Here is a 19,733-nt window from a genome sequence, read left to right on the forward strand (position 1 = left end):
CCCGGAAACTCGTTCACGACAGATCCCCCTCTGCGCATCAATAAACAGCGACGATGCTCGCACTTCAGCGCTCTATTTTCAAAATCTTAAGGAAGTTTTTGCATGCGTCACCTGAAGAAAGATGCCTTGTTTGTTAATGAACTGTTACTAAGCAGCAGGGAAGCAGCAATACGATGCCGACTTCAGCCCACATGGTCGGCGATTCAAGGCGCCACGCCGGTTTCCGCGCCAGCAAGGGACAGCTCGCGATCCGAACGGCCGTTGCCCGGTCGAGAGCGCGCGTCGGGTACGACCCGGATCGGCTGGAACTCGTCCGCCGCGCAGGGCTGGAAGTCCTCCGGCCAAGGCGCGCTGAGCCGGCAGAGCAATCGATACTGGATTGGCGCGTCGGGGTTGATGCGCTCGGCGGTGACGGTGACGGTCTCCGCACCGGCCAGCTTCAACAGCTTGGAAAGATCCGCACAATGGTAACGTGGCACATAGCCCACCAGACTGACCGGGTCTTCGGTGCGGAGCATCAAAGCCATCGCGTCGTGGGTGCTCTGGACGTCCTGCAACAGGTAGAGGCGCTCACCGTGGGCAAGCTTCGCGGCACGCGCTTGATCTGCCGCACCGAGGTGGCGCAGCCCGCGGGCGAAGAAGTGTAGTTCATAGCGCCCGCCCGGGGTCGGCTCCGGACAGGGGACCAGTTCCAAGGTATCGGTTGCGCGCCGGCCGCCGGTGCGGGCCAGCTCTTCGAGCGCATCGTGGTCCTGCTCAGTGAGGCCCAGCCATCGCAGATAGTCGTGGTACTCGGGCCGGCCGGCCGCCAGCACGCGGTTGGCGAAGAGCGGGAACAGCGCGTCGGATACGTACTGAACCCCAACCTTGGTCATGCGTCCGAACGGCTCGAAATTCGGCAGGCTCAGGGCACCGCGGGTGTAGTCGAAGAGATAATGGCCCTTGTCCCTGCGCAGCCGCGCGACGGGCGCCCAGCGGCGGGAATCCGGGTCCTGCATGGCGATGTAGAGGGCTTTCATGGCTTCACATCAGGGCGAGCAGTCGTTCTCGGTTGATGAGCATGAGTCGCAGGGCAAAGTCCCGCGCGGCATCTGCGATCATGGTGTCTGGCACGGCCTGCGTTATGGCCTCGAAGGAATCCGGGGGCAACACCGCCACTCGATGCAGCCAGTAGCCGCCCGCCGTCGGACTCAGCTTGTGCGCGTCGGCGAAGGCCTCCAGCGTCAGCATGGGCCTGGGGCTGCCCTGGTTACGGTACAAGCCAGAGCGTGCACGCTGCGCATAGGTCTCCAAGCTACGGCCTTTGTCTCGCGTCATTATGCGCTCGCGACGCACCTTGTCGGATTCGTTCCGGCCGAGGCTGGACGCGTGGTCGAAGGTGGGCGCCAGCATCAGCCTCCCCTCGGAACTGCGAATCAGGCCCCAGTTCAGTTGGTGACGATCCTGGTTGCCGATCAGCGCATCCAACAGAAGGTAGCCGGCAAACACACCGAAGGCATCGGCGATGTCTGGTGGACGATCCCATCCGGCCGGCGTCGCTACGCTTGCCGTGTTGCTGAGGACCGCGGCGACGCGCGACAGCGTGTGCTGACTGTCCCGCCGCCGCTCGCTGGCCTGATAACCGCTGAACACCTTGGCGAGGACCTCGTTACCCAGGATCAGCCGGGCCTTGCCCGCAGCCAGATTCGGCGAGACAACGCCCGGCCGACCGCGCCATGTCGCAAGCTCGTATTCGGCGTGCGGCAACCCGAGCTGCCGTGCGACCTCGCAAGCGATCTTCTCCGCCCAGTGCTCGCCACTGCCGGGATACCCCTCCTTGAACAAGGTCTCGGTGCCCTCGCGGTCCTCGAACCAAAACTTGGGCTTGGTGCCGAGCTGTTCCAACTGTGTCGAAGCGTTGTCCGGCACGACGATAGTCGGATAGGTCATGACGTCTCCGCCCAGCAACGATAACGGCGGGGGAGGCTCAACAGCTGAGCCCGCCGCTCAGGCCCTCGCCCGACGTACGCAAGTAGTCCGCTCCACAAAGTCGCCGCCTCCTCCCATAGAGACTGAGGATATGAACCGAGCCGACAACGGGGTTTCGCTTATCCCGACTCGCCGCCCGCAGTCGCCGGCACCAGCTCCTCCTCCCGCTCCAACCGCCGCGCCACATCCCCCGGCGAGCCGGTGCGCTTCGCCAGCAGGTCGTAGGCCACCGGCACGACGAACAGCGTGAACAGGGTGGCGGCGAGGACGCCGGAGAGGATCACGGTGCCGATGACCACACGGGTCTCGGCGCCGGCGCCGGTGCTGAGCAGGAGCGGGGTGGAGCCGGCGGCGGTGGTGATGCCGGTCATGACGATGGGGCGCAGGCGTACGTCGGCGGCTTCCAGGAGCGCGTCGCGGAAGGCCTTGCCCTGGTCGCGGAGCTGGTTGGCGAACTCGACGATGAGGATGCCGTTCTTGGCCGACAGGCCCACCAGCATGATAAGCCCGATCTCGCTGTAGATGTTGAGCGTCTGGTCCGTGAGCCAGAGGCCGAAGAGGGCGCCGGCCATGGCCAGTGGCACCGTGAGCATGATCACGAACGGATGCACCCAGCTCTCGAACTGGGCGGCGAGCACCAGGTAGACCACGGCGACGCCGAGCAGAAAGACGAACAGGATGCCGCCGCCTGCGCTTCTGAAGTCCTGCGACTGGCCCTTGTAGTCGACCACGGCCTGCTCGGGCAGGTGCTCGGCCACCAGGTCTTCGAGATACGCCAGCGCATCCCCCAGCGCCAGGTCGTCGGCGAGGTTGGCCTCGATGGTGATGGCGCGGATGCGGTTGTAGCGGTTGAGCGCGTTGGAGTCCGCCATCTCGGTGACGCGCACCAGGTTGGAGAGCGGAATCAGCTCGCCGCTGCGCTCGGAGCGGACATAGATGTTCTGGAGGCTCGCCGGCGTGCGCTGGGCGTCGCGCTCGCCCTCCAGGATCAGGTCGTACTCTTCGCCGGCGTCGATGTAGGTGGTCACCTTGCGCGAGCCGAGCATGGTCTCGAGCGTGCGGCCGATGGTGCTGACGGTGACGCCCAGATCGGCGGCGCGGTCGTAGTCGATCTCCACGCGCAGCTGCGGCTTGGTCTCCTTGTAGTCCCAGTCGAGGCCGATGAGACCCGGATTGGTGTCGTCGATCTCGGCGAGCAGGCGGTCGCGCCAGGCGGCCAGCTCCTCGTAGGTGCCGCCGCCGATGACGAACTGGAGCGGCTTCTGGATGCGCGCACCGAAGCCCTGGCGCATGACGGGGAAGGCGCGCACGCCGGGCAGGTCGCCGAGCCTGGCGCGGATCTCGTTCATGACGTCGAAGCTGGAGCGGCGCTCGCCAAACGGCGCCATGACCATGATGACGATGCCGGTGTTGAAGCTGTCGCCGCCGCCGAAGCCGCGGGGGGTGCGCATCAGGACGCGAATGGCCTCGCCGGACTCGGCATAGGGCAGGAGCCGTCGCTCGATCTCGTCCATGTATTCTTCCATGTAGCCGAAGGCGGCGCCTTCGGGGCCGTTCACCAGCACGAAGAAGGCGCCGCGGTCCTCCTGCGGGGCGTATTCCTGCGGGATCTGCTCAAAGAGCCACCAGGCGCCGGCGACAGTGGCCGCGAACAGGAGCCCTACAAGCCACTTCTGGCGCAGGAAGAACCGCAGCAGCATCCCGTAGCCCCGCCGGACCCGGGCGAAGAGCCAATCGACGCCCGCGCTCAAACTCGCCCGTCGTGTGTACTGCTGGGTGGACTCGGGCAGGATCTTCGACGCCAGCATGGGCGACAGGGACAGGGCCACGAAGGTGGAGAAGCTCACCGCCGCCGCCATGGTCAGCGCGAACTCCGTGAACAGCCGCCCCACGTCGCCCTGCAGGAAGGCGATGGGCACGAACACCGCCACCAGTACCACGGTGGTCGCAATGACCGCGAACCCCACCTGCCGGGTGCCGCGGTAAGCGGCCACGAGCCGCGTCTCGCCGTACTGCTCCATGCGCCGGTGGATGTTCTCCAGCACCACGATGGCGTCGTCCACCACCAGCCCGATGGCCAGCACCAGGGCGAGCAGGGTGAGGATGTTCACCGAGAAGCCGAGCACCAGCAGCACCGTGAAGGTGGCGATGAGCGACACCGGCACGGTCACCGCCGGCACCAGCATGGCGCGCACCGACCCCAGAAACAGGAAGATCACCAGCACCACCAGGCCGATGGCGATGCCGAGCGTCTTGTAGACCTCCTTGATGGCGTCCTTGACGAACACCGAAGTGTCGTAGGACTGCTTGATGGCCATGCCCTCGGGCAGGGTCGGATTCAGCCGGGCCATCTCGGCCTTGGCGGCGTCGGCGACGGCGATGGTGTTGGCGGTGGACTGCTTGATGATGCCGAGCCCGATCATGGGTACGCCGTTGCCGCGGAACACGGTGCGGTCCTCCTCGGTGCCGCGCTCCACCCGCGCCACGTCGCCCAAGCGCACCAGGTGGCCGTCCTCGCCCCGGGCCACCACCAGCCGGGCGAACTGCTCGGGCGTCTGGAAGTTGCGCTCGGTGCGGACGCTGAATTGCCGCTCCACGGACTCCACACTGCCCGCCGGCAGCTCGACGTTCTCGGCGCGCAGGGCGTTCTCGATGTCGGCGACGGTGAGCCCCCGGGCAGCCAGCGCATTGCGGTCCAGCCAGACCCGCATGGCATAGGTCTGGTCGCCGCCGACGCGCACCCGGGCGACCCCGTCCAGCACCGAGAAGCGGTCCACGAGATAGCGCCGGGCGTAATCCGTCAGCTCCGGCACGGTCATGCGCTCGCTCACCAGGTTGAGCCACATGATGACGTCGTCGCTGCTGTCCACCTTCTGGATGTCCGGCGGCTCCGCCTCGATGGGCAGCTGGTCCAGGATGCCGGACACCCGGTCGCGGATGTCGTTGGCGGCGCCGTCGATGTCGCGGCCGATGCCGAACTCGATGGTGATGGTCGAGCGACCGTCCTCGGACACGGACTCGATGGTCTCGATGCCCTCCACACCGGCGATGCGGTCCTCGATGAGCTGGGTGATGCGGGTCTCCACCACGTTGGCCGCCGCACCCGGGTAGACGGTGTCCACCGACACCACCGGCGGGTCGATGTCCGGATACTCGCGCAGCGGCAGCCGGTCGAAGGCCACGAGCCCGAAGGCCACCAGCAGCAGCGACAGCACCGTCGCCAGCACCGGGCGACGGACGGAGAGATCGGACAGGATCATTCGTTGCCGGCGGCGGGCGCCGCGGGGTCGTCGGCGTCGGCGCCCGCCGACTTCTGCGCCAGCAGCTCGGCCAGCGGCCGGGTGCCGTCGTCCACCGCCATGACGGTCACCGGCTCGCCGGGCTTGGCCTTGTCGGTGCCGTGGGTGATGACGCGCTCGCCGGCGTCGAGCCCGCCCGTGATCTCCACGAAGCCGGGCCGGCGGGTGCCGACCTGCACCTGGCGGCGCTCGGGGAGGGTGGCACCGCCCTCGCCCTGGGTGAGCACCAGCACGAAATGCGCCTCACCGCGGTGCAGCAGCGCCTCCTCCGGGAGGGTCAACGCCTGGCGCGGGTTGCGCAGCAGCTCCACGCGCATCAGGAGCCCCGGGCGCAGCACCTGGTTCGGGTTCGGCAGCAGGGCGCGCACCTGCACCGAGCGGGTGACGGGGTCGATGCGGGTGTCCACGGCGCTGATCTCGCCTTCGAATACCCGTTCTCCGAGCGCCGGGGCGCGGGCCTCGATGGCGAGCCCGGGGCGCAGCGACGGCAGGAAGACGCTCGGCACCGTGAAGTCGAGCTTCATGATGCGGTCGTCGTCCAGCGTGGTAATGACGTCGCCGGGCTCCACGAGTGCGCCCAGGCTGATGTTGCGCAGGCCGACCACGCCGGCAAAGGGCGCCTTCACCACCCGGTCCTTGAGCCGGGATTCCACGGCCACCAGCGACGCCCGGGCCGTGTCGAGATCCCGTCGGCGCTCGTCCAGCAGCGACACCGACGCCGAGCCGCGCTCCGTCAGGGACTGGACGCGCTGGTACTGGCGCTCGGCCTCGGCGACGCGGGCGCGCACTTCTTCCAGCAACGCCGTCTCCTCGGCGCTGGTCATCTCCACCAGCAGCTCGCCGGCGGCCACCCGCTCGCCGTCGTCGAAATGGATGGCCGAGATGGTCTCGGTGACATTGGCGGTGACGACGACGGACTCGTTGGCCCGCAGTGTGCCCAGGGCTTCGGTGCGGTCGGCCCAGGCCGACTGCTCCGCTGCCGCGACGATCACGTCCGGACTCACAGCCGCGGCCGTTCCGGGGGCTGTGGCGGGCAGCAACAGCAGCAGATAGAGGATGACGCGCATGGTGTGATGGGATCAGAAAGACGGTCGGCGCCGTGGACGGTTGCGGTGCCTTCAGTCTCGCCGCCCGCCGGCCCCGATGTGGTCGTTGATTGGTGCGTGGAACCGGCGCCGCGCCTGCCGGCGGCGTTCGGTCAGTGTGCACCTGGCAGATGGGGCGCAATCGTGCCGCTGAAAGTGATGCCGGCCGCGCGCGGCCGGTTTGGTCCGACACGGCGCAGCCCGGGTCAGCGACCGTTTTGTGGGCGGGCGGTGCTTGCGCTGGGGGAATGGTGCGGGCGTGCCACGTGCTGCGCATGCAGGCTTGGTGGCGCGCGGCGCAGCAACAAAAAGACCCCGCGTCGCGGGGCCAATGGTGCTTGCTCAAACGGAAAGCCGGTGAGCCGTGCCGGCTGCATGGGCGGGGCTGCCGCCGCCTGGCGGGCGGCGGCGCCCCGGGGCTGGCTCAGACCAGCCGATGCTGGCCCTGCATGTAGTTGTAGACGAGGTTCGAGACCTCCCGCATGGCGTTGCTGCGGTTGGTGATCCAGCGGCCGTAGTAGTTGGTGCGGTCCGCCTTTTCGATGATGCCGATGAAGGTGTAGGGCCGCGGGCGGCCACGGGTGTCGCGACACTCGATGATGCCCATGTTGCCGCACAGCATGGCCGTGGAGCCAGTTTTGTCGTAGACGCGCACGTCGGAGGGCATGTTGCTGACGCCGCGGGTAATGCGGTCGTGATTCGGCAACGCCATCAGGTCCAGCACCTCCGCCGAATAGGGCATCTGCCGGTGCCACTGGGCATACAGGAAGCGGCTGTAGTCCCGTGCCGAGGCCTGGTTGCGATAGGTCCGCCCGTTGGCCGGGATGTACTCGACGATGCTGGTCTGGCGGAAGACCTGCGGCGCGTGCCGCTTCAGCACCTGCTCCGTTGCCCGCGGGCCCGTGTTGCCGTTGTAGCGGCTCACCAGCTGCATGATCTCGGTGGTGGCGGTGTTGCTGCTCTTGCGGATCATCCCCTCCATGGTGTCGCGGATGCCCGAGGTGTAGCGCAGGCGCCCGCCGCTGTCCCCCATGGTGTAGAAGAAGGCCTGGGCCACGAACGGCTTCAGCATGCTCGCGGCCTGCCGCGGCTCCTCCTCGTTGATGGAGACGAGCTTCTTGCGGCCGGTGAAGTCGTACACCGACCAGGACGTCTTCTCGTCCCAGCGGATCTTGCCCTGTGCGCGCAGGCGCTTCACGTGGCCCACGACCTGGGCCTGGAGTGTCCGGCCGCGGGCGGCGTCAGCAGCGCCGGGCAGGCCGCAGAGCAGCGCGCCGCCGGCGAGTGCGGAGAGCCCGATGAAGCTGCGGCGGTCGATGTCGCCGCCTGCCGGATGATCTGAGCTGAGATGACTTGAGCGGACCCACAGGTCCTGCGGGATTCCTTGCATGCTGGTTACCCCCGATACCGGCTTGCTCTGGTTGCAGGCTGCCCGTCCGCGCTGCGCCATGAACGGCACAACGCTCCCCCCGGATGAGAACGGGTCCCCGTGCGCTTGACAGTACGCTCACAGGATAGGCAGCGGTGGCGGGAAAAACAAGTGTGCCGAGACAGAAAAATCACTGAAACTCAGTGTGCTCGGACTGGTTCTTAAACCGGGGAATCAAGGGTTGCACAGACCGGTGGACGGGCTGCGCAGAGCCGCGGCGCGCAGTGCGGCCGCACGTCCGCTGGGGTGGCGGTGTTGCGCCGCAGGCCAACGCCATGGGCTCCGTGGTGAGTGCGCGAGCGCCGGCCCGCGGATGCTGGACCGGCGCAGGGGCGCTCAGCCGGCGTTGCGCCGGGGCCGGCGCACTTCTTCGGTGGGCTCGTTGACGCCGCGCAGATGGCTCGTCATGACGATGCGGCTGTGGCGGTGGCGGCGCCGCGCGCTCGGGTAGCTGGGGGTGCCGAGGCGCGGTTGCATGGCATCCAGCTCGAACAGCATGAAATGCGGCGTGATGGCCCGCAGGCGGCGCAAGCGGGTGGCGACGCGCAGGCGGCGGGTGCGGATCTGGATGGGGCAGCCCACGGGCAGCGAGCTGCGCGGTGAGGAGATGACGCACCAGCCGATGTCATCGTCGTAGGCCAACAGGCAGGGGACCTGGGCGGGTGTGTTTTCGCTGGTGTCCTCGCCCACGGCCGCGAAGACGTTGACCAGCGTGGCGAAGCGTGCGCGGCGCGTGATGCCGAGGACGATCTGTCCGTCCTCCTCGCGCACGATGCGGGCGATCTCACCGATGGCGGGGCGCAGGAAGCCTTCCTCGCCGATACCGTAGACGGTGAGCGACCCCAGGGCGAGGGGTTTGGTGTAACGGGTCTGCCTGGTGCTGACGACAGTGTGCTGATCGCTCTGCTGCAGCACGAGCCACTCGGTGCCGCCGGCGACTTCGGCGTCGTCGCCCTGGGTGGCGGAGCGCGCGGCAAAGGCGGCGTTGCGGGCGAGATGCGCCTTCTTCGTGGGGTCGCCGGTGAACACGGTCTGCAGGTGTTGGCTCACGCGCTCGAAGCCCGTTTCCAGCCGGAAGTCGCAGCGATGCTGCTCGCGCTCGCCCGGGCGCTGCGGCGGCACCCCGTGCTCCAGGCTGCGCAGCATGGCGCGCAGGATGGGGCGGCGAGCCAGCGGCGGCAGCCCCGCCAGGCAGTGCGCGGTCGGGCCCGCCACCTGGCCGAGGTGCTGGCGGCCGGTGTCCTTGTCCTGCCGCACCGCGTCGGCGAGCACGTTGCAGTCGATGAGTAATCGGTGGGTGCTGCCCTGCACCGCCGAGCGCCGCGGTGGTCCGTCATGGTGGGCGTGGCTGAAGCGCACCACCCCGCCGACGGCCTGCTTCGGCAGGTAAGTGATGACGAGGGCGTTCGGCAGCGCGGTGCAGTAGCTGTCGAGGAACCGCTGGCGGCGCTTGCTCCAGCTGAAGCAGTCGAACAGGCCGAAAGCCTGAATCAGCGTGTACAGGCGCAGGGCGCGAATGGTGCCGTCGGCCTCCAGCAGCAGCCGGTCGTCGCACAAGGCCGGCACGGGCGTGTCGGCGCTGCCCATGCGGCAAAGCACGCAGAACAGCGTGTTCGCGGTCTGCCAGGCGTGCTGCGGCAGGGGCTGAAAGCGCAGCGCCCGCAGCCGTTGCTGAAGATGGGTCAGCTCCAGAATGCGCACGGCGGACTCGTGAATGCGGGCCTGCTCGGCGCGGCCGTGGCGCTCGTCGGCGCGGTAGTCCTCTTCGACCACCAACTGGTAGCCGGCGCTCAGGGCATGGATCGCCTGGTCCGCCAGGTCCAGCAGCTCGCGTTGCGGGGACGGCTCGGGGACGCCGTCCTCGTTCTTGCGCAGGGCGTCACGGGCGGCCGCCAGGGTGGGCCAAAGCCGCTGCTGCAGGCCCTGGGCGACCTTGAGGCGCTTGGCCGCCGACAGGCTGCTCCGGTTCAGGGACCGGATCTGGAACAGCGCCTCTTTGAGCAGCTGCTGCGGAGACTCGAACGCGTCGTCGAGGTTGCGCAGCAGCTTTGCCGGTGAGCCGACACCGCCGCTGCCCCATTGCGACGGCGATGCAACACTGAGCCTGAGCTCGAGCTGGTCGGACTGCGGCGCTTGATTACGGAAGAACATCCCAATGCCTGAGGCGCGAGTGCTCGCCCGGCGGGAGCGGTTGCACGTCCAGAAGGCGCTGTGGAGGGTACAGTCCACAAGAGCAGCCAGCACGCACCAGCCGGTGCATGCAGGCCGATGTTGGTTGGCGCCTGCCGATCCGGGCGCCCGCTTGCCGGGCTCTACTCGGCGGCGCCAGCCGCGCCTCGTTATCGTTGCTGTGCGTTGCGTCCGTCGCGATGCCCTTGATCGTCCGTCTGATGGGCCTGCGCGGAACATTTTTTGCCCCGTGGTGCCGTCCTCCCAACGGAGTGACTCCGCCCACGGTTGACTACAGACTACGCGACACGGATCGGCTGGCGCGTGCGGGGCGTCACAGTTCCCGGGTTGGCTCCCGGTGTAGCGGCGCGGGGCGAGGACCGCGTGCGGTGGCGGTGGATGGAGGCGTTGGCCGCGGCAATGGTCTGGGGAGCAAGGCCGGCTGGAAGGGCTGGGCAGACGGGCTGGGGATATGCGCTCACTTACTCAACGTCGCGCAAGTTGTGTCAGCCGCGCGCGTCGCCGCGGAGCCTCTGAGACGGCACTACGAAACACGCAAAAAGCGCGAAAACGCCCAAGCAGACCGCAAAATCGCCCCCTTTTTGCGTCTTCGTGTATTTCGTAGTGTCAACATTCCTGTCCTTTCAGATTGGCCCTGCGGTGCATTGCTGACATGACCGGCGAGACGCTCAGTAAGCGTGCGTCGATGACCCGGGCGGGACTCATGACGCCTCGTCGTCCGGCGGCAGGGCGCCGCGGGCGGCGAGGGTCTCGTCCACCTTGGCGGCGATCTGCGCCTCGATCTGGCCTTTCAGTGCCGACAGCAGCAGGCCCAGGCGGACGGTCAGGTCGAGGGCGTCCTCGGTGACCGTGATGTGGCCGGAGATCCCCGAGCGTGCGAAGTTGAGCGTGTCGCCCTCCCAGGCATAGTCGGCACCGAACTCGCTCTCAACACGCTGCGCAATACGCTCCACCTCCGCCCTCGCATCGTCCAGCGAGAGGGTGTGACGGCGGACGATATGAATCTTCGACATGCTCTTCGGCCTCCTCGTGGGCGTCCCAACGGCTCGCCCCGGCGCCTGGGTCGGGGCGCCGCTGCAAGGCAGGACAGCTTCCGCAAGCCGCGGGCGACGCCACAGGCAACAGCATCAGGCGGGGCGGTGCCTGCTGCACGACCCGCAAGGGTATTACAGTTGCGCCCGGGCGTGCGCGACCGGCGACGGGTCAGGGGCCGTCACCAGGGGCCGTGCGGCGCTCGGCGAGGGCGCGCCGGAAGGCGGCCGAGCGGCGGTCGCCGCCGCGCGGCTGCGGCCGCGTGCGGCGGTTGAGCTTGCCCTCCACCTCGCGGCAGAAGTCGTCTTCGCCAAGCACCCAGGCCTTGTTGGTGGCATCGCGCACGCGCTGCACGAGCGCCTGCGACAGTGGCACGCGGAAGCCCTCTGCATAGGCTGCCTGACGCGCGCGGTCGCTGTCGCCGAGTGCCCGATAGACGGCATGTGGCGTCACCAGCTCATCGTCCGCACCCAACGCGTTGGCGCCATAGCTCGACCAGTCGTACGCATCCGGTGTGCCCACCAGCGCGGCGCGCACCGGGTTCAGCTCGATGTAGCGGGAGACCGGCAGCAGGAAGGTTTCCGGGTCCAGCAGGGTCGCCCGGTAGCGCCCGTCCCAGAGCGTGCCGGTGCGCCCGTAGCGCTGGTTGGCATGCTGCACGTAATAGCGGCCCGTATACTGCATCAGCTTGCCGATGCCGTTCCCTTCGCTGGGCGTCAGCAGCAGATGAAAATGGTTGGGCATGAGCACATAAGCGTGCACGGCGCAGCGGAACCGCTGCGCCGCGTCCCGCAGCGTCGACCACAGGACCCAGTAGTCGTTCTCGTCGTGCAAAATGGTCATCCGGTTGTTGCCGCGCTGGATCACATGCTGCGGATAACCCGGGAGGATGAATCGCGGTAGCCGTGCCATGGCGTGCCTCCTGCCGTCTGCGCTCTTGTCACCCTAAAGTATAGCGGAGCAAGGGGTCGTGTCCCCCTGACGCTGGGTTGGGGACCAGGAATGGGCCGCGATGCGTTACAATTGCGGGTTTTCTCGACGGGAATCGCACCATGCAAGACATCAACCCGATCCGTGCGCAGATCGCCGACCTCCAGGGGCGCCTCGCGTCCCTGAGGGGGTATCTTTGACTATGCGGGCAAGCAGGAGCGCCTGACGGAGGTCCTGCGGGAGCTTGAAGACCCGGAGGTCTGGAGTGACCCGGAGCGGGCTCAGAACCTGGGCCGCGAGCGCGTCTCCCTGGAGGGCGTCGTGGTCAGCATGGACGAGCTGGGCGGCGGTCTCGGCGACGCCGCCGACCTGCTGGACATGGCCGCGGAGGAGGGCGACGCGGACACCATCGACGCCGTGGCACAGGACCTTGAGGGCTTCGAGCGGCGCGTGGGCGAGCTCGAGTTCCGGCGCATGTTTTCGGGTGAGATGGACAGCGCCAACGCCTTCCTCGACATCCAGGCGGGGTCCGGTGGCACCGAGGCCCAGGACTGGGCCGAGATGCTGCTGCGCATGTACCTGCGCTGGGCCGAGCAGCACGGCTTCAAGACCGAGCTGATGGAGGCCTCACCCGGCGACGTGGCCGGTATCAAGTCCGCCACCGTCGCGGTACAGGGCGACCATGCCTTCGGCTGGCTGCGCACCGAGACGGGCGTGCACCGGCTGGTGCGCAAGTCGCCGTTCGACTCGGGCAACCGCCGGCATACCTCCTTCGCGGCCGTGTTCGTCTCGCCGGAGATCGACGACTCGGTGGAGGTGGAAATCAACCCGGCGGACCTGCGCATCGATGTCTACCGTGCCTCCGGCGCCGGCGGCCAGCACGTGAACCGCACCGAGTCCGCCGTGCGTATTACGCACAACCCCACGGGCATCGTTGTGCAGTGCCAGAACGACCGCTCCCAGCACAAGAACAAGGACCAGGCCATGAAGCAGCTCAAGGCCAAGCTCTACGAGCTGGAGATGCAGAAGCGCCGCGACTCCGCTCAGGCCGTCGAAGACAGCAAGGCGGACATCGGCTGGGGCAGCCAGATCCGCTCCTACGTGCTGGACTCCGGGCGCATCAAGGATCTGCGCACCAGTGTGGAGACCGGCAACACCCAGGCAGTCCTGGACGGTGCGCTGGATCAGTTCATCGAGGCGAGCCTGAAGAGCGGGCTGTGACGCCTGACGGCGACTTGGGGGGGCGCGCGACGACGCGAGGGGAAGACGCGGCGTCGGTTACGGTACACGAAGACGCGCAGACCCGGAGGGAAGAGGGGCACGCGAAGACGCGAAGGCGAGCGCGCGCGAAGACGCGAAGGGGAATAGCGAGCAGGCCGTCGTGGCCACCCGATCCAGGGCGGATGGGCGAAGCGCGTCTGCCACGCCGCTTACCGGACGGCGGCCGCCGTCCGTTCAAGATGATGTTGTTGCAACCATGAACGACAAGCTGCCGAAGCAGGGCGCCGAGGCGCCCGAGCAGGACGAGAACAAGCTGATTGCCCAGCGGCGCGAGAAGCTCCGCGCCATCCGCGAGCAGGGCGTCGCGTTCCCCAACGACTTCCGCCGCAATGTGGTCGCCGGGGAGCTGCATGCGGAGTACGGCGACATGGACGGCGCGGAGCTCGAGACACGCAACGTGCGCGCCAAGGTGGCCGGGCGGCTCATGAGCCGGCGCATCATGGGCAAGGCGAGCTTCGCGCACCTTCAGGACATGTCCGGGCGCATTCAGCTCTTCGTGCAGCGGGACATGCTCGGCACGGACGACTATGCCTGGTTCAAGAAAGAGCTGGACATCGGCGACATCGTGGGCGCGTCGGGGCAGCTGTTCAAAACCAAGACCGGCGAGCTCTCTCTCAAGGTGGACCGGCTTCAGCTGCTGACCAAGTCCCTGCGACCGCTGCCGGAGAAGTGGCACGGCCTGTCGGACCAGGAGAGCCGCTACCGCCAGCGCTATCTGGATCTCATCATGAACGAGTCGGCGCGGGGGACCTTCCGCACCCGCACGCGCATCGTCCAGTTCATCCGCGATTTTCTGAACGCCCGGGCGTTCCTGGAAGTCGAGACGCCGATGATGCAGGCCATCCCCGGCGGTGCGGTGGCCCGACCCTTCGTCACCCACCACAACGCGCTGGACATGCAGCTCTTTCTGCGCATCGCCCCGGAGCTGTACCTGAAGCGGCTCGTCGTCGGCGGCTTCGAGCGGGTCTACGAGATCAACCGCAACTTCCGCAACGAAGGCCTCTCCACCCGCCACAATCCCGAGTTCACCATGCTGGAGCTCTACCAGGCCTATGCGGATTACGGCGACCTGATGGACCTCACCGAGCTGATGCTGCGGGATATGGCGCAGGCGGTGCTCGGCACGCAGCAACTCAGCTACCAGGGCGAGACCTATGACCTGTCGCAGCCCTTCGCGCGCATGACGGTGCGGGAGTCCATCCTGCACTTCAATTCGGATCTCACGGCGGCCGACCTCGATGATCCCGAGCGTGCCCGCGCCGTCGCCGAGCGCCTGGAGATCCACCTCAAGCCCAGCTACGGCCTCGGCAAGGTGCAGGTGGAGATCTTCGAGAAGACCGTCGAGCACCGGCTCATGGCGCCCACCTTCATCACCGCCTATCCCACCGAGACCTCACCGCTGGCCCGGCTCAACGACGCCGACCCCTTCGTGACGGACCGCTTCGAATTCTTCGTCGGCGGCCGCGAGATCGCCAACGGCTTCTCGGAGCTCAACGACGCCGAGGACCAGGCCGAGCGCTTCCGCAGGCAGGTGGTCGAGAAGGACGCCGGCGACCTGGAGGCCATGCACTTCGACGCCGACTACATCCGGGCGCTGGAGCACGGCATGCCGCCCACGGCCGGGGAGGGCATCGGCATCGACCGGCTGGTGATGCTGTTCACCGACTCGCCGTCCATTCGGGACGTGCTGCTGTTTCCGCATATGCGTCCGGAGGACTAGCGGTCGGCGACAGCCCCGCTGCCTGATGAAGCTCGGTGGGATCTTCTCAAGCATGGCATCAACGGCCGATATGGGACAGTAGTGCTTATGCTTTTGTCGGTATCTTCCGCGCGCACGCTCAAGGATGTCTTTGATGCCTACACGGACGCTGAGACGCTCGACTTTTCCAAGACCATCGTTCCGGTCCGCCTCGCTCTCTATGAAGGTGAGCAGCTTGTCTCACGCTCTCAGGCCAAGCGCATCATGAATCGCGTCGAGCGCTTCAGGCATGTCGTGCTGGATTTCCAGGACGTTCAGTCCGTCGGCCGCTCGTTCGTGGACGAGATATTCCGCGTGTTCGTCGGCAAGCATCCGGACATCGAAATCGCTGCGGTCAATATGGCACCAGCGGTAGCGGCAGAGGTACATCGCGTGCGACCAAAGGCTTAGGTTCCGCTCATGAATTCCATTCGCCAGGACTGGTTCTCCAATATCCGCAACGACCTGCTCGCCGGCCTGGTGGTGGCGCTGGCGCTGATCCCGGAGGCCATCGCCTTTTCCATCATCGCCGGCGTGGACCCCAAGGTCGGGCTCTATGCGTCGTTCAGCATCGCGGTGGTGACGGCCTTCGCCGGCGGACGCCCGGGCATGATCTCCGCGGCCACCGCGGCCATGGCTGTGCTGATGGTGGACCTGGTGGCGGATCATGGCCTCCAGTACCTGCTGGCGGCCACAGTGCTGACCGGCGTGCTGCAGGTGCTGGCCGGTTGGCTGCGCCTCGGCGATCTGATGCGCTTCGTCTCGCGCTCGGTGATCACGGGCTTCGTCAACGCGTTGGCCATCCTGATCTTCATGGCACAGCTGCCGGAGATCACCGGCGAGCAGATGACCTGGACGGTCTACGCGGTGCTGGCGGCGGGGCTCGCCATCATCTACCTGCTGCCCCTGCTCACCAAGGCGGTGCCCTCACCGCTGGTGGCCATCGTGCTGCTGACCGGTGTGGTGATGTATTTGGATCTGGACATCCGCACCGTGGGTGACATGGGGCAGATGCCGGACAGCCTGCCGGTGTTTCTGCTGCCGGACATCCCGCTGAGCCTGGAGACGCTTCAGATCATCTTCCCCGTGTCGGCGACGCTGGCGGTGGTGGGGCTGCTGGAGTCCATGATGACGGCGACCATCGTCGACGACCTGACGGACTCCAAGAGCAACAAGAACCGCGAGTGCGTGGGGCAGGGCGTGGCCAATGTCGCCACCGGCTTCCTCGGCGGCATGGCGGGCTGCGCCATGATCGGTCAGACCGTCATCAACGTGAAGTCCGGCGGGCGCGGGCGGCTCTCCACACTGGTCGCCGGTGTCTTTCTGCTGCTGCTGGTGGTGTTCGCCAACGACTGGGTGGCGCAGATTCCGATGGCCGCGCTGGTGGCGGTGATGATCATGGTCTCCATCGGCACCTTCAACTGGGCCTCCTTCCGCAACCTGCGCGAGCATCCCTATGACGCCAGCGTGGTGATGGTCGCCACGGTCCTGGTCACGGTGCTTACCCATGATCTGGCCCAGGGCGTGCTGGTGGGCGTGCTGCTGTCGGGCTTCTTCTTCGCGCACAAGGTGAGCCGGGTGCTCTATGTCGGCTCCAGTCCGGCGCGGGAAGGGCGCGAGCGCGTGTACACAGTCGTGGGGCAGGTGTTCTTCTCGTCCGCCGACCAGTTCATTGCCTCCTTCGATTACAAGGAGGTCATCGAGCAGGTGACCATCGACGTGAGCCGCGCGCATTTCTGGGACATCACCGCCGTCACGGCGCTGGACAAGGTGGTGCTGAAGTTCCGCCGCGAGGGCACGGAAGTGAAGGTCGTCGGCCTCAACGAGGCGAGCCGCACCATGGTGGATCGCTTCGCGGTGCACGACAAACCCGAAGCTGTCGCCGACCTGATGGGTCACTGAGCAAGGACACTGTCGATGCAAGACGAGCAGAAAGTACTGGCGTGCGTGGACCAGTCCCACTTCGCCGACACCGTGACGGACACCGCGGCCTGGGCGGCCCGACGGCTGAGCGCGCCCCTGGAGCTGCTGCACATCCTGGACCGCGAGGCGCGGGTGGTGCGCGGCTCGGACCACAGCGGCGCCATTGGTGTGAACGCCCAGCAGGCGCTGCTGGAGGAGCTCTCCGAAGAGGACGAGGCCCGCAGCAAGGCGGCCCGGGAGCAGGGACGGATCTTCCTCAACCGGTTGCGCGAGCGCGCCCTCAGCCGCGGCGTGGACGGCCCGGACGTGCGTCTGCGTTATGGTGACCTCGAAGAGACGCTGATGGATGCGCAGGACGCCGTCCAGCTCTTCGTGCTCGGCCGCCGCGGCGAGTCCGCCGAGACCACCCAGCGCGACCTCGGGCGCAACGTGGAGCGCATGGTGCGCGCGTTGGACAAGCCGATCCTCGCGGTCACCGACGACTTCACCGAGCCCGAGCGGGTGATGATCGCCTTCGACGGCGGCGCCATGACCCGCCGCGGTGTGGAGATGCTGGCCCGCACGCCCCTGTTCCAGGGTCTGCCCGTGGACGTGGTCATGTCCGGCAAGCCGCGCCGCGACGCCGAGAAGCAGCTGGACTGGGCGCGCCAGACGCTCGCCGCCGCCGACTACGACGTGAAGACAGCGCTGATCCCCGGCGACACCGAGCGCGTCATCGCCCAGTACATCCACGACCAGGGCATCGACATGCTGCTCATGGGGGCCTACGGCCACTCGCCGCTGCGCAGCCTGTTCTTCGGCAGCAAGACCGACGACCTGCTGCGCTCGGCCAAGGTGCCGACGCTGCTGCTGCGCTGAGTCAGCGGACCAGGTGGTCGGAGTGATGATCAAGACCGCGCGGGCTGCAGGTAGGTGTCAGCTGTTGTTCAATATGGGAAACCGGCCTCAGCGGGGAGTGATCGATGACTGACCTCAAGACCCTCTACCAAACCGATTACGCGGCTTGGGCCAGGCGCCACGTGGAGCTGCTGCGCGCCGGGCGCTTCGCGGAGATGGATATCGAGCATCTGCTGGACGAGCTGGGGGACATGAGCAAGAGCGAGCGCCGCGAGCTGGAAAGCCGACTCCTGGTCCTGATCGCGCACTTGCTGAAGTGGGAATATCAGTATCCCGTGCTCTCCGATCAATGGCGTGAATTCGATGGCCGCAGCTGGCGGAATACCATCGTCGAGCAACGCAAGCAGCTCGCTGTCCTGCTGCGCCAATCACCCGGGCTCAAGCCGGTCGTCGGGGAGGCCATCGCCGCCGCCTATCCCGACGCCCGCGACCTCGCCAGCAAAGAGAGCCGCCTGCCGCCCGAGACCTTCCCCGCGGACTGCCCGTACTCGGCCGAGCAGTTGCTCCAGGATGACTTCTATCCGGGGCCGAGCGAGACCAGGAGCTGAGCAACTGCCGCAGGCATGGCCGGGCGCAACAGGACTTCCCGGCCAGCCCGAGTCCTGCGGCCCGGCCGACCGCCGGTTGCCGACGACACCAGGGGACGCAGGCGATGAGCGCAGCGCATCCAGCATCCAGCGGCGGCGGACGCGCTGTGCTTATCCGCCCTCGGATTGCCGGTCGGGCAGCTCAATTCGCCGGCTGATCCGCCCCCGGCCAGAAGCCGTCGTCCATGATCTGCTCGAACGACCAAATCAAGGCGGCCGGGAAGCTCGTCTCGGTGAGGCCCGTGTCGCGCGATGCGAGCAGCGTCGCGTCACCATAGGCGTCCGCCAGCAGCTCCGGCAGCTTCGGCTTGAGGCTCGGGTTGTCGGCCAAGTGCCGTGCGATGTCGCGCCGTTGGACCTTGATCGTGGCCCGCCAGGAGTTGCCCCGCAGCATGGGCTGCGCCTGCCATTTGAGCAGGTGCATCAGCAGAATGGCCAGCCGGCTCAACAGCTCGCGCTTTTCGCGACGCCCCATGCTCTCGATCTCCTCGGCGATGTGCTCGATGTCCGCCTGTGCGAGCTGTCCCGAACGTAGGAGCGTGGCCTGTTGTTCTGCCCAGGCGTAAAAGTCGGTGTCGTAGAGGGTCACGGTGCACCTCGGCTCGGAAGCTGTGCGCTGTCACTGATGGCCCGGAGCTCGACTTTGTCGTAGACCTCGGCCAGTTCCAGACTTGCTTCGACTGACTTGAGCGGCACGCTGTCGGCCAGGTGGTCGTAGGTGCTGAGCAGCCAGCGGCCGTCGGCCTGGCGGACGTAAAGCTCGGCGGCGACGCGGTGCTGGGACACCAGCAGGTAGGTCTGCAGGCTGGGCAGGGTACGGTAGTGGGAGAACTTGTCGCCGCGGTCGTAGGCCTCGGTGGAGTCCGACAGGATCTCGATGATCAGGGTCGGGTTGGTGATGATGTCCCGGCGCTGGTCGTGGTAGGTGCGCTCGCCGCAGACGGCCACGATGTCGGGGTAGGCGCCGACGTTGGCGGCATCAGCGCGTACCTTCATGTCGCCGGCGTAGACGTAGCAGGGGCGGCGCTTGAACTGGGCGCGCAGCTCGGCGCTGATGTTCACCGAGATGGTGTTATGCGCCTCGCTGCCCCCGGTCATGGCGAAGACCTCGCCGTCGACAAATTCCGTACGCGTGGCGGTGGCCTCGCGCTCGGCCGCGAGCCAGTGGTCGAAGGTCAGAGACGGGATGGGCTGAACGGACATGCTGCGCGGCTCCTGACAGGTGCTGGAAAGGCGCTCCGGGTGACTGTCTGCGCTCAGTATAGGGCCTGCGCGCCGGCGTCCGTGCGCCGCGCGGTCGGGGACTGCGACCAGCTGAGCCGTTGACTGCGTAGTCAGGCAATCCCGGCCTGACACAAACAGGGCTGGAAGCCC

16 protein-coding genes are annotated in these 19,733 nt (G+C 67.3%); 6 read left to right on the forward strand and 10 right to left on the reverse strand.

The genetic code is table 11. From position 1 onward, the window contains the following. Nucleotides 1-203: 203 nt before the first annotated feature. The 8 genes from QZ607_RS11120 to QZ607_RS11155 form a co-directional block, all read right to left on the reverse strand. Nucleotides 204-1,019, reverse strand: a complete 816-nt coding sequence (locus QZ607_RS11120; RefSeq protein WP_295882678.1) for an HIRAN domain-containing protein — start codon at nt 1,017-1,019, stop codon at nt 204-206. A gap of 4 nt (nt 1,020-1,023) precedes the next feature. After that, the gene (locus QZ607_RS11125; protein WP_295882679.1) at nt 1,024-1,929 is read right to left on the reverse strand and encodes a HipA domain-containing protein; all 906 of its coding nucleotides are present in this window, start codon (nt 1,927-1,929) and stop codon (nt 1,024-1,026) included. A 158-nt stretch (nt 1,930-2,087) separates the two neighbouring features. Further along, nucleotides 2,088-5,228 (reverse strand): efflux RND transporter permease subunit, encoded by a 3,141-nt coding sequence (locus QZ607_RS11130; protein ID WP_295882680.1) that lies wholly within the window; start codon nt 5,226-5,228, stop codon nt 2,088-2,090. Then, the gene (locus QZ607_RS11135) at nt 5,225-6,334 is read right to left on the reverse strand and encodes an efflux RND transporter periplasmic adaptor subunit (protein WP_295882681.1); all 1,110 of its coding nucleotides are present in this window, start codon (nt 6,332-6,334) and stop codon (nt 5,225-5,227) included. The genes QZ607_RS11130 and QZ607_RS11135 overlap by 4 nt, the downstream gene beginning before the upstream one ends. Before the next feature lie 442 nt (nt 6,335-6,776). Beyond that, nucleotides 6,777-7,742, reverse strand: a complete 966-nt coding sequence (locus QZ607_RS11140; protein WP_295882682.1) for a serine hydrolase — start codon at nt 7,740-7,742, stop codon at nt 6,777-6,779. A 375-nt stretch (nt 7,743-8,117) separates the two neighbouring features. After that, nucleotides 8,118-9,932 carry a hypothetical protein gene (locus QZ607_RS11145; RefSeq protein ID WP_295882683.1) on the reverse strand — a complete coding sequence of 605 codons (1,815 nt, stop codon included), beginning with the start codon at nt 9,930-9,932 and terminating at the stop codon, nt 8,118-8,120. 740 nt (nt 9,933-10,672) lie between these two features. Then, nucleotides 10,673-10,984 carry a polyhydroxyalkanoic acid system family protein gene (locus QZ607_RS11150; protein WP_295882684.1) on the reverse strand — a complete coding sequence of 104 codons (312 nt, stop codon included), beginning with the start codon at nt 10,982-10,984 and terminating at the stop codon, nt 10,673-10,675. Between the two features lie 190 nt (nt 10,985-11,174). Continuing rightward, nucleotides 11,175-11,915, reverse strand: coding sequence for a transposase (locus QZ607_RS11155; RefSeq protein ID WP_295882685.1), 741 nt, complete (start codon nt 11,913-11,915; stop codon nt 11,175-11,177). Between the two features lie 140 nt (nt 11,916-12,055). Between QZ607_RS11155 and prfB the strand changes: the two genes are divergently transcribed. From prfB to QZ607_RS11185, 6 genes are all read left to right on the forward strand, one after another. Beyond that, a protein-coding gene (prfB, locus tag QZ607_RS11160; protein WP_295882687.1) for a peptide chain release factor 2 occupies nt 12,056-13,154 on the forward strand; the annotation gives its coding sequence in 2 pieces (ribosomal slippage) (nt 12,056-12,130 and nt 12,132-13,154; 1,098 coding nt in all). Between the two features lie 256 nt (nt 13,155-13,410). Next, nucleotides 13,411-14,934 carry a lysine--tRNA ligase gene (gene lysS, locus QZ607_RS11165; RefSeq protein WP_295882688.1) on the forward strand — a complete coding sequence of 508 codons (1,524 nt, stop codon included), beginning with the start codon at nt 13,411-13,413 and terminating at the stop codon, nt 14,932-14,934. Nucleotides 14,935-15,021: 87 nt separating this feature from the next. Further along, nucleotides 15,022-15,363, forward strand: coding sequence for an STAS-like domain-containing protein (locus QZ607_RS11170; RefSeq protein WP_295882689.1), 342 nt, complete (start codon nt 15,022-15,024; stop codon nt 15,361-15,363). A 9-nt stretch (nt 15,364-15,372) separates the two neighbouring features. Continuing rightward, entirely contained in the window at nt 15,373-16,854 is a 1,482-nt protein-coding gene (locus tag QZ607_RS11175) for a SulP family inorganic anion transporter (protein WP_295882690.1), read from the forward strand. 15 nt (nt 16,855-16,869) lie between these two features. After that, nucleotides 16,870-17,733: a universal stress protein gene (locus tag QZ607_RS11180; protein WP_295882691.1), complete on the forward strand. Its 864-nt coding sequence runs from the start codon at nt 16,870-16,872 to the stop codon at nt 17,731-17,733. A 104-nt stretch (nt 17,734-17,837) separates the two neighbouring features. Then, the gene (locus tag QZ607_RS11185; protein WP_295882692.1) at nt 17,838-18,320 is read left to right on the forward strand and encodes a DUF29 domain-containing protein; all 483 of its coding nucleotides are present in this window, start codon (nt 17,838-17,840) and stop codon (nt 18,318-18,320) included. Between the two features lie 181 nt (nt 18,321-18,501). Here QZ607_RS11185 and QZ607_RS11190 read toward each other — a convergent pair whose 3' ends face one another. Further along, complete coding sequence (locus tag QZ607_RS11190) at nt 18,502-18,948, reverse strand: DUF29 domain-containing protein (RefSeq protein ID WP_295882694.1); 447 nt, start codon at nt 18,946-18,948, stop codon at nt 18,502-18,504. Next, nucleotides 18,945-19,562 (reverse strand): Uma2 family endonuclease, encoded by a 618-nt coding sequence (locus QZ607_RS11195; RefSeq protein ID WP_295882695.1) that lies wholly within the window; start codon nt 19,560-19,562, stop codon nt 18,945-18,947. The genes QZ607_RS11190 and QZ607_RS11195 overlap by 4 nt, the downstream gene beginning before the upstream one ends. Between the last annotated feature and the right edge of the window lie 171 nt (nt 19,563-19,733).

It is taken from the genome of uncultured Thiohalocapsa sp. (genome assembly GCF_913063425.1).
GTDB lineage: Bacteria > Pseudomonadota > Gammaproteobacteria > Chromatiales > Chromatiaceae > Thiohalocapsa.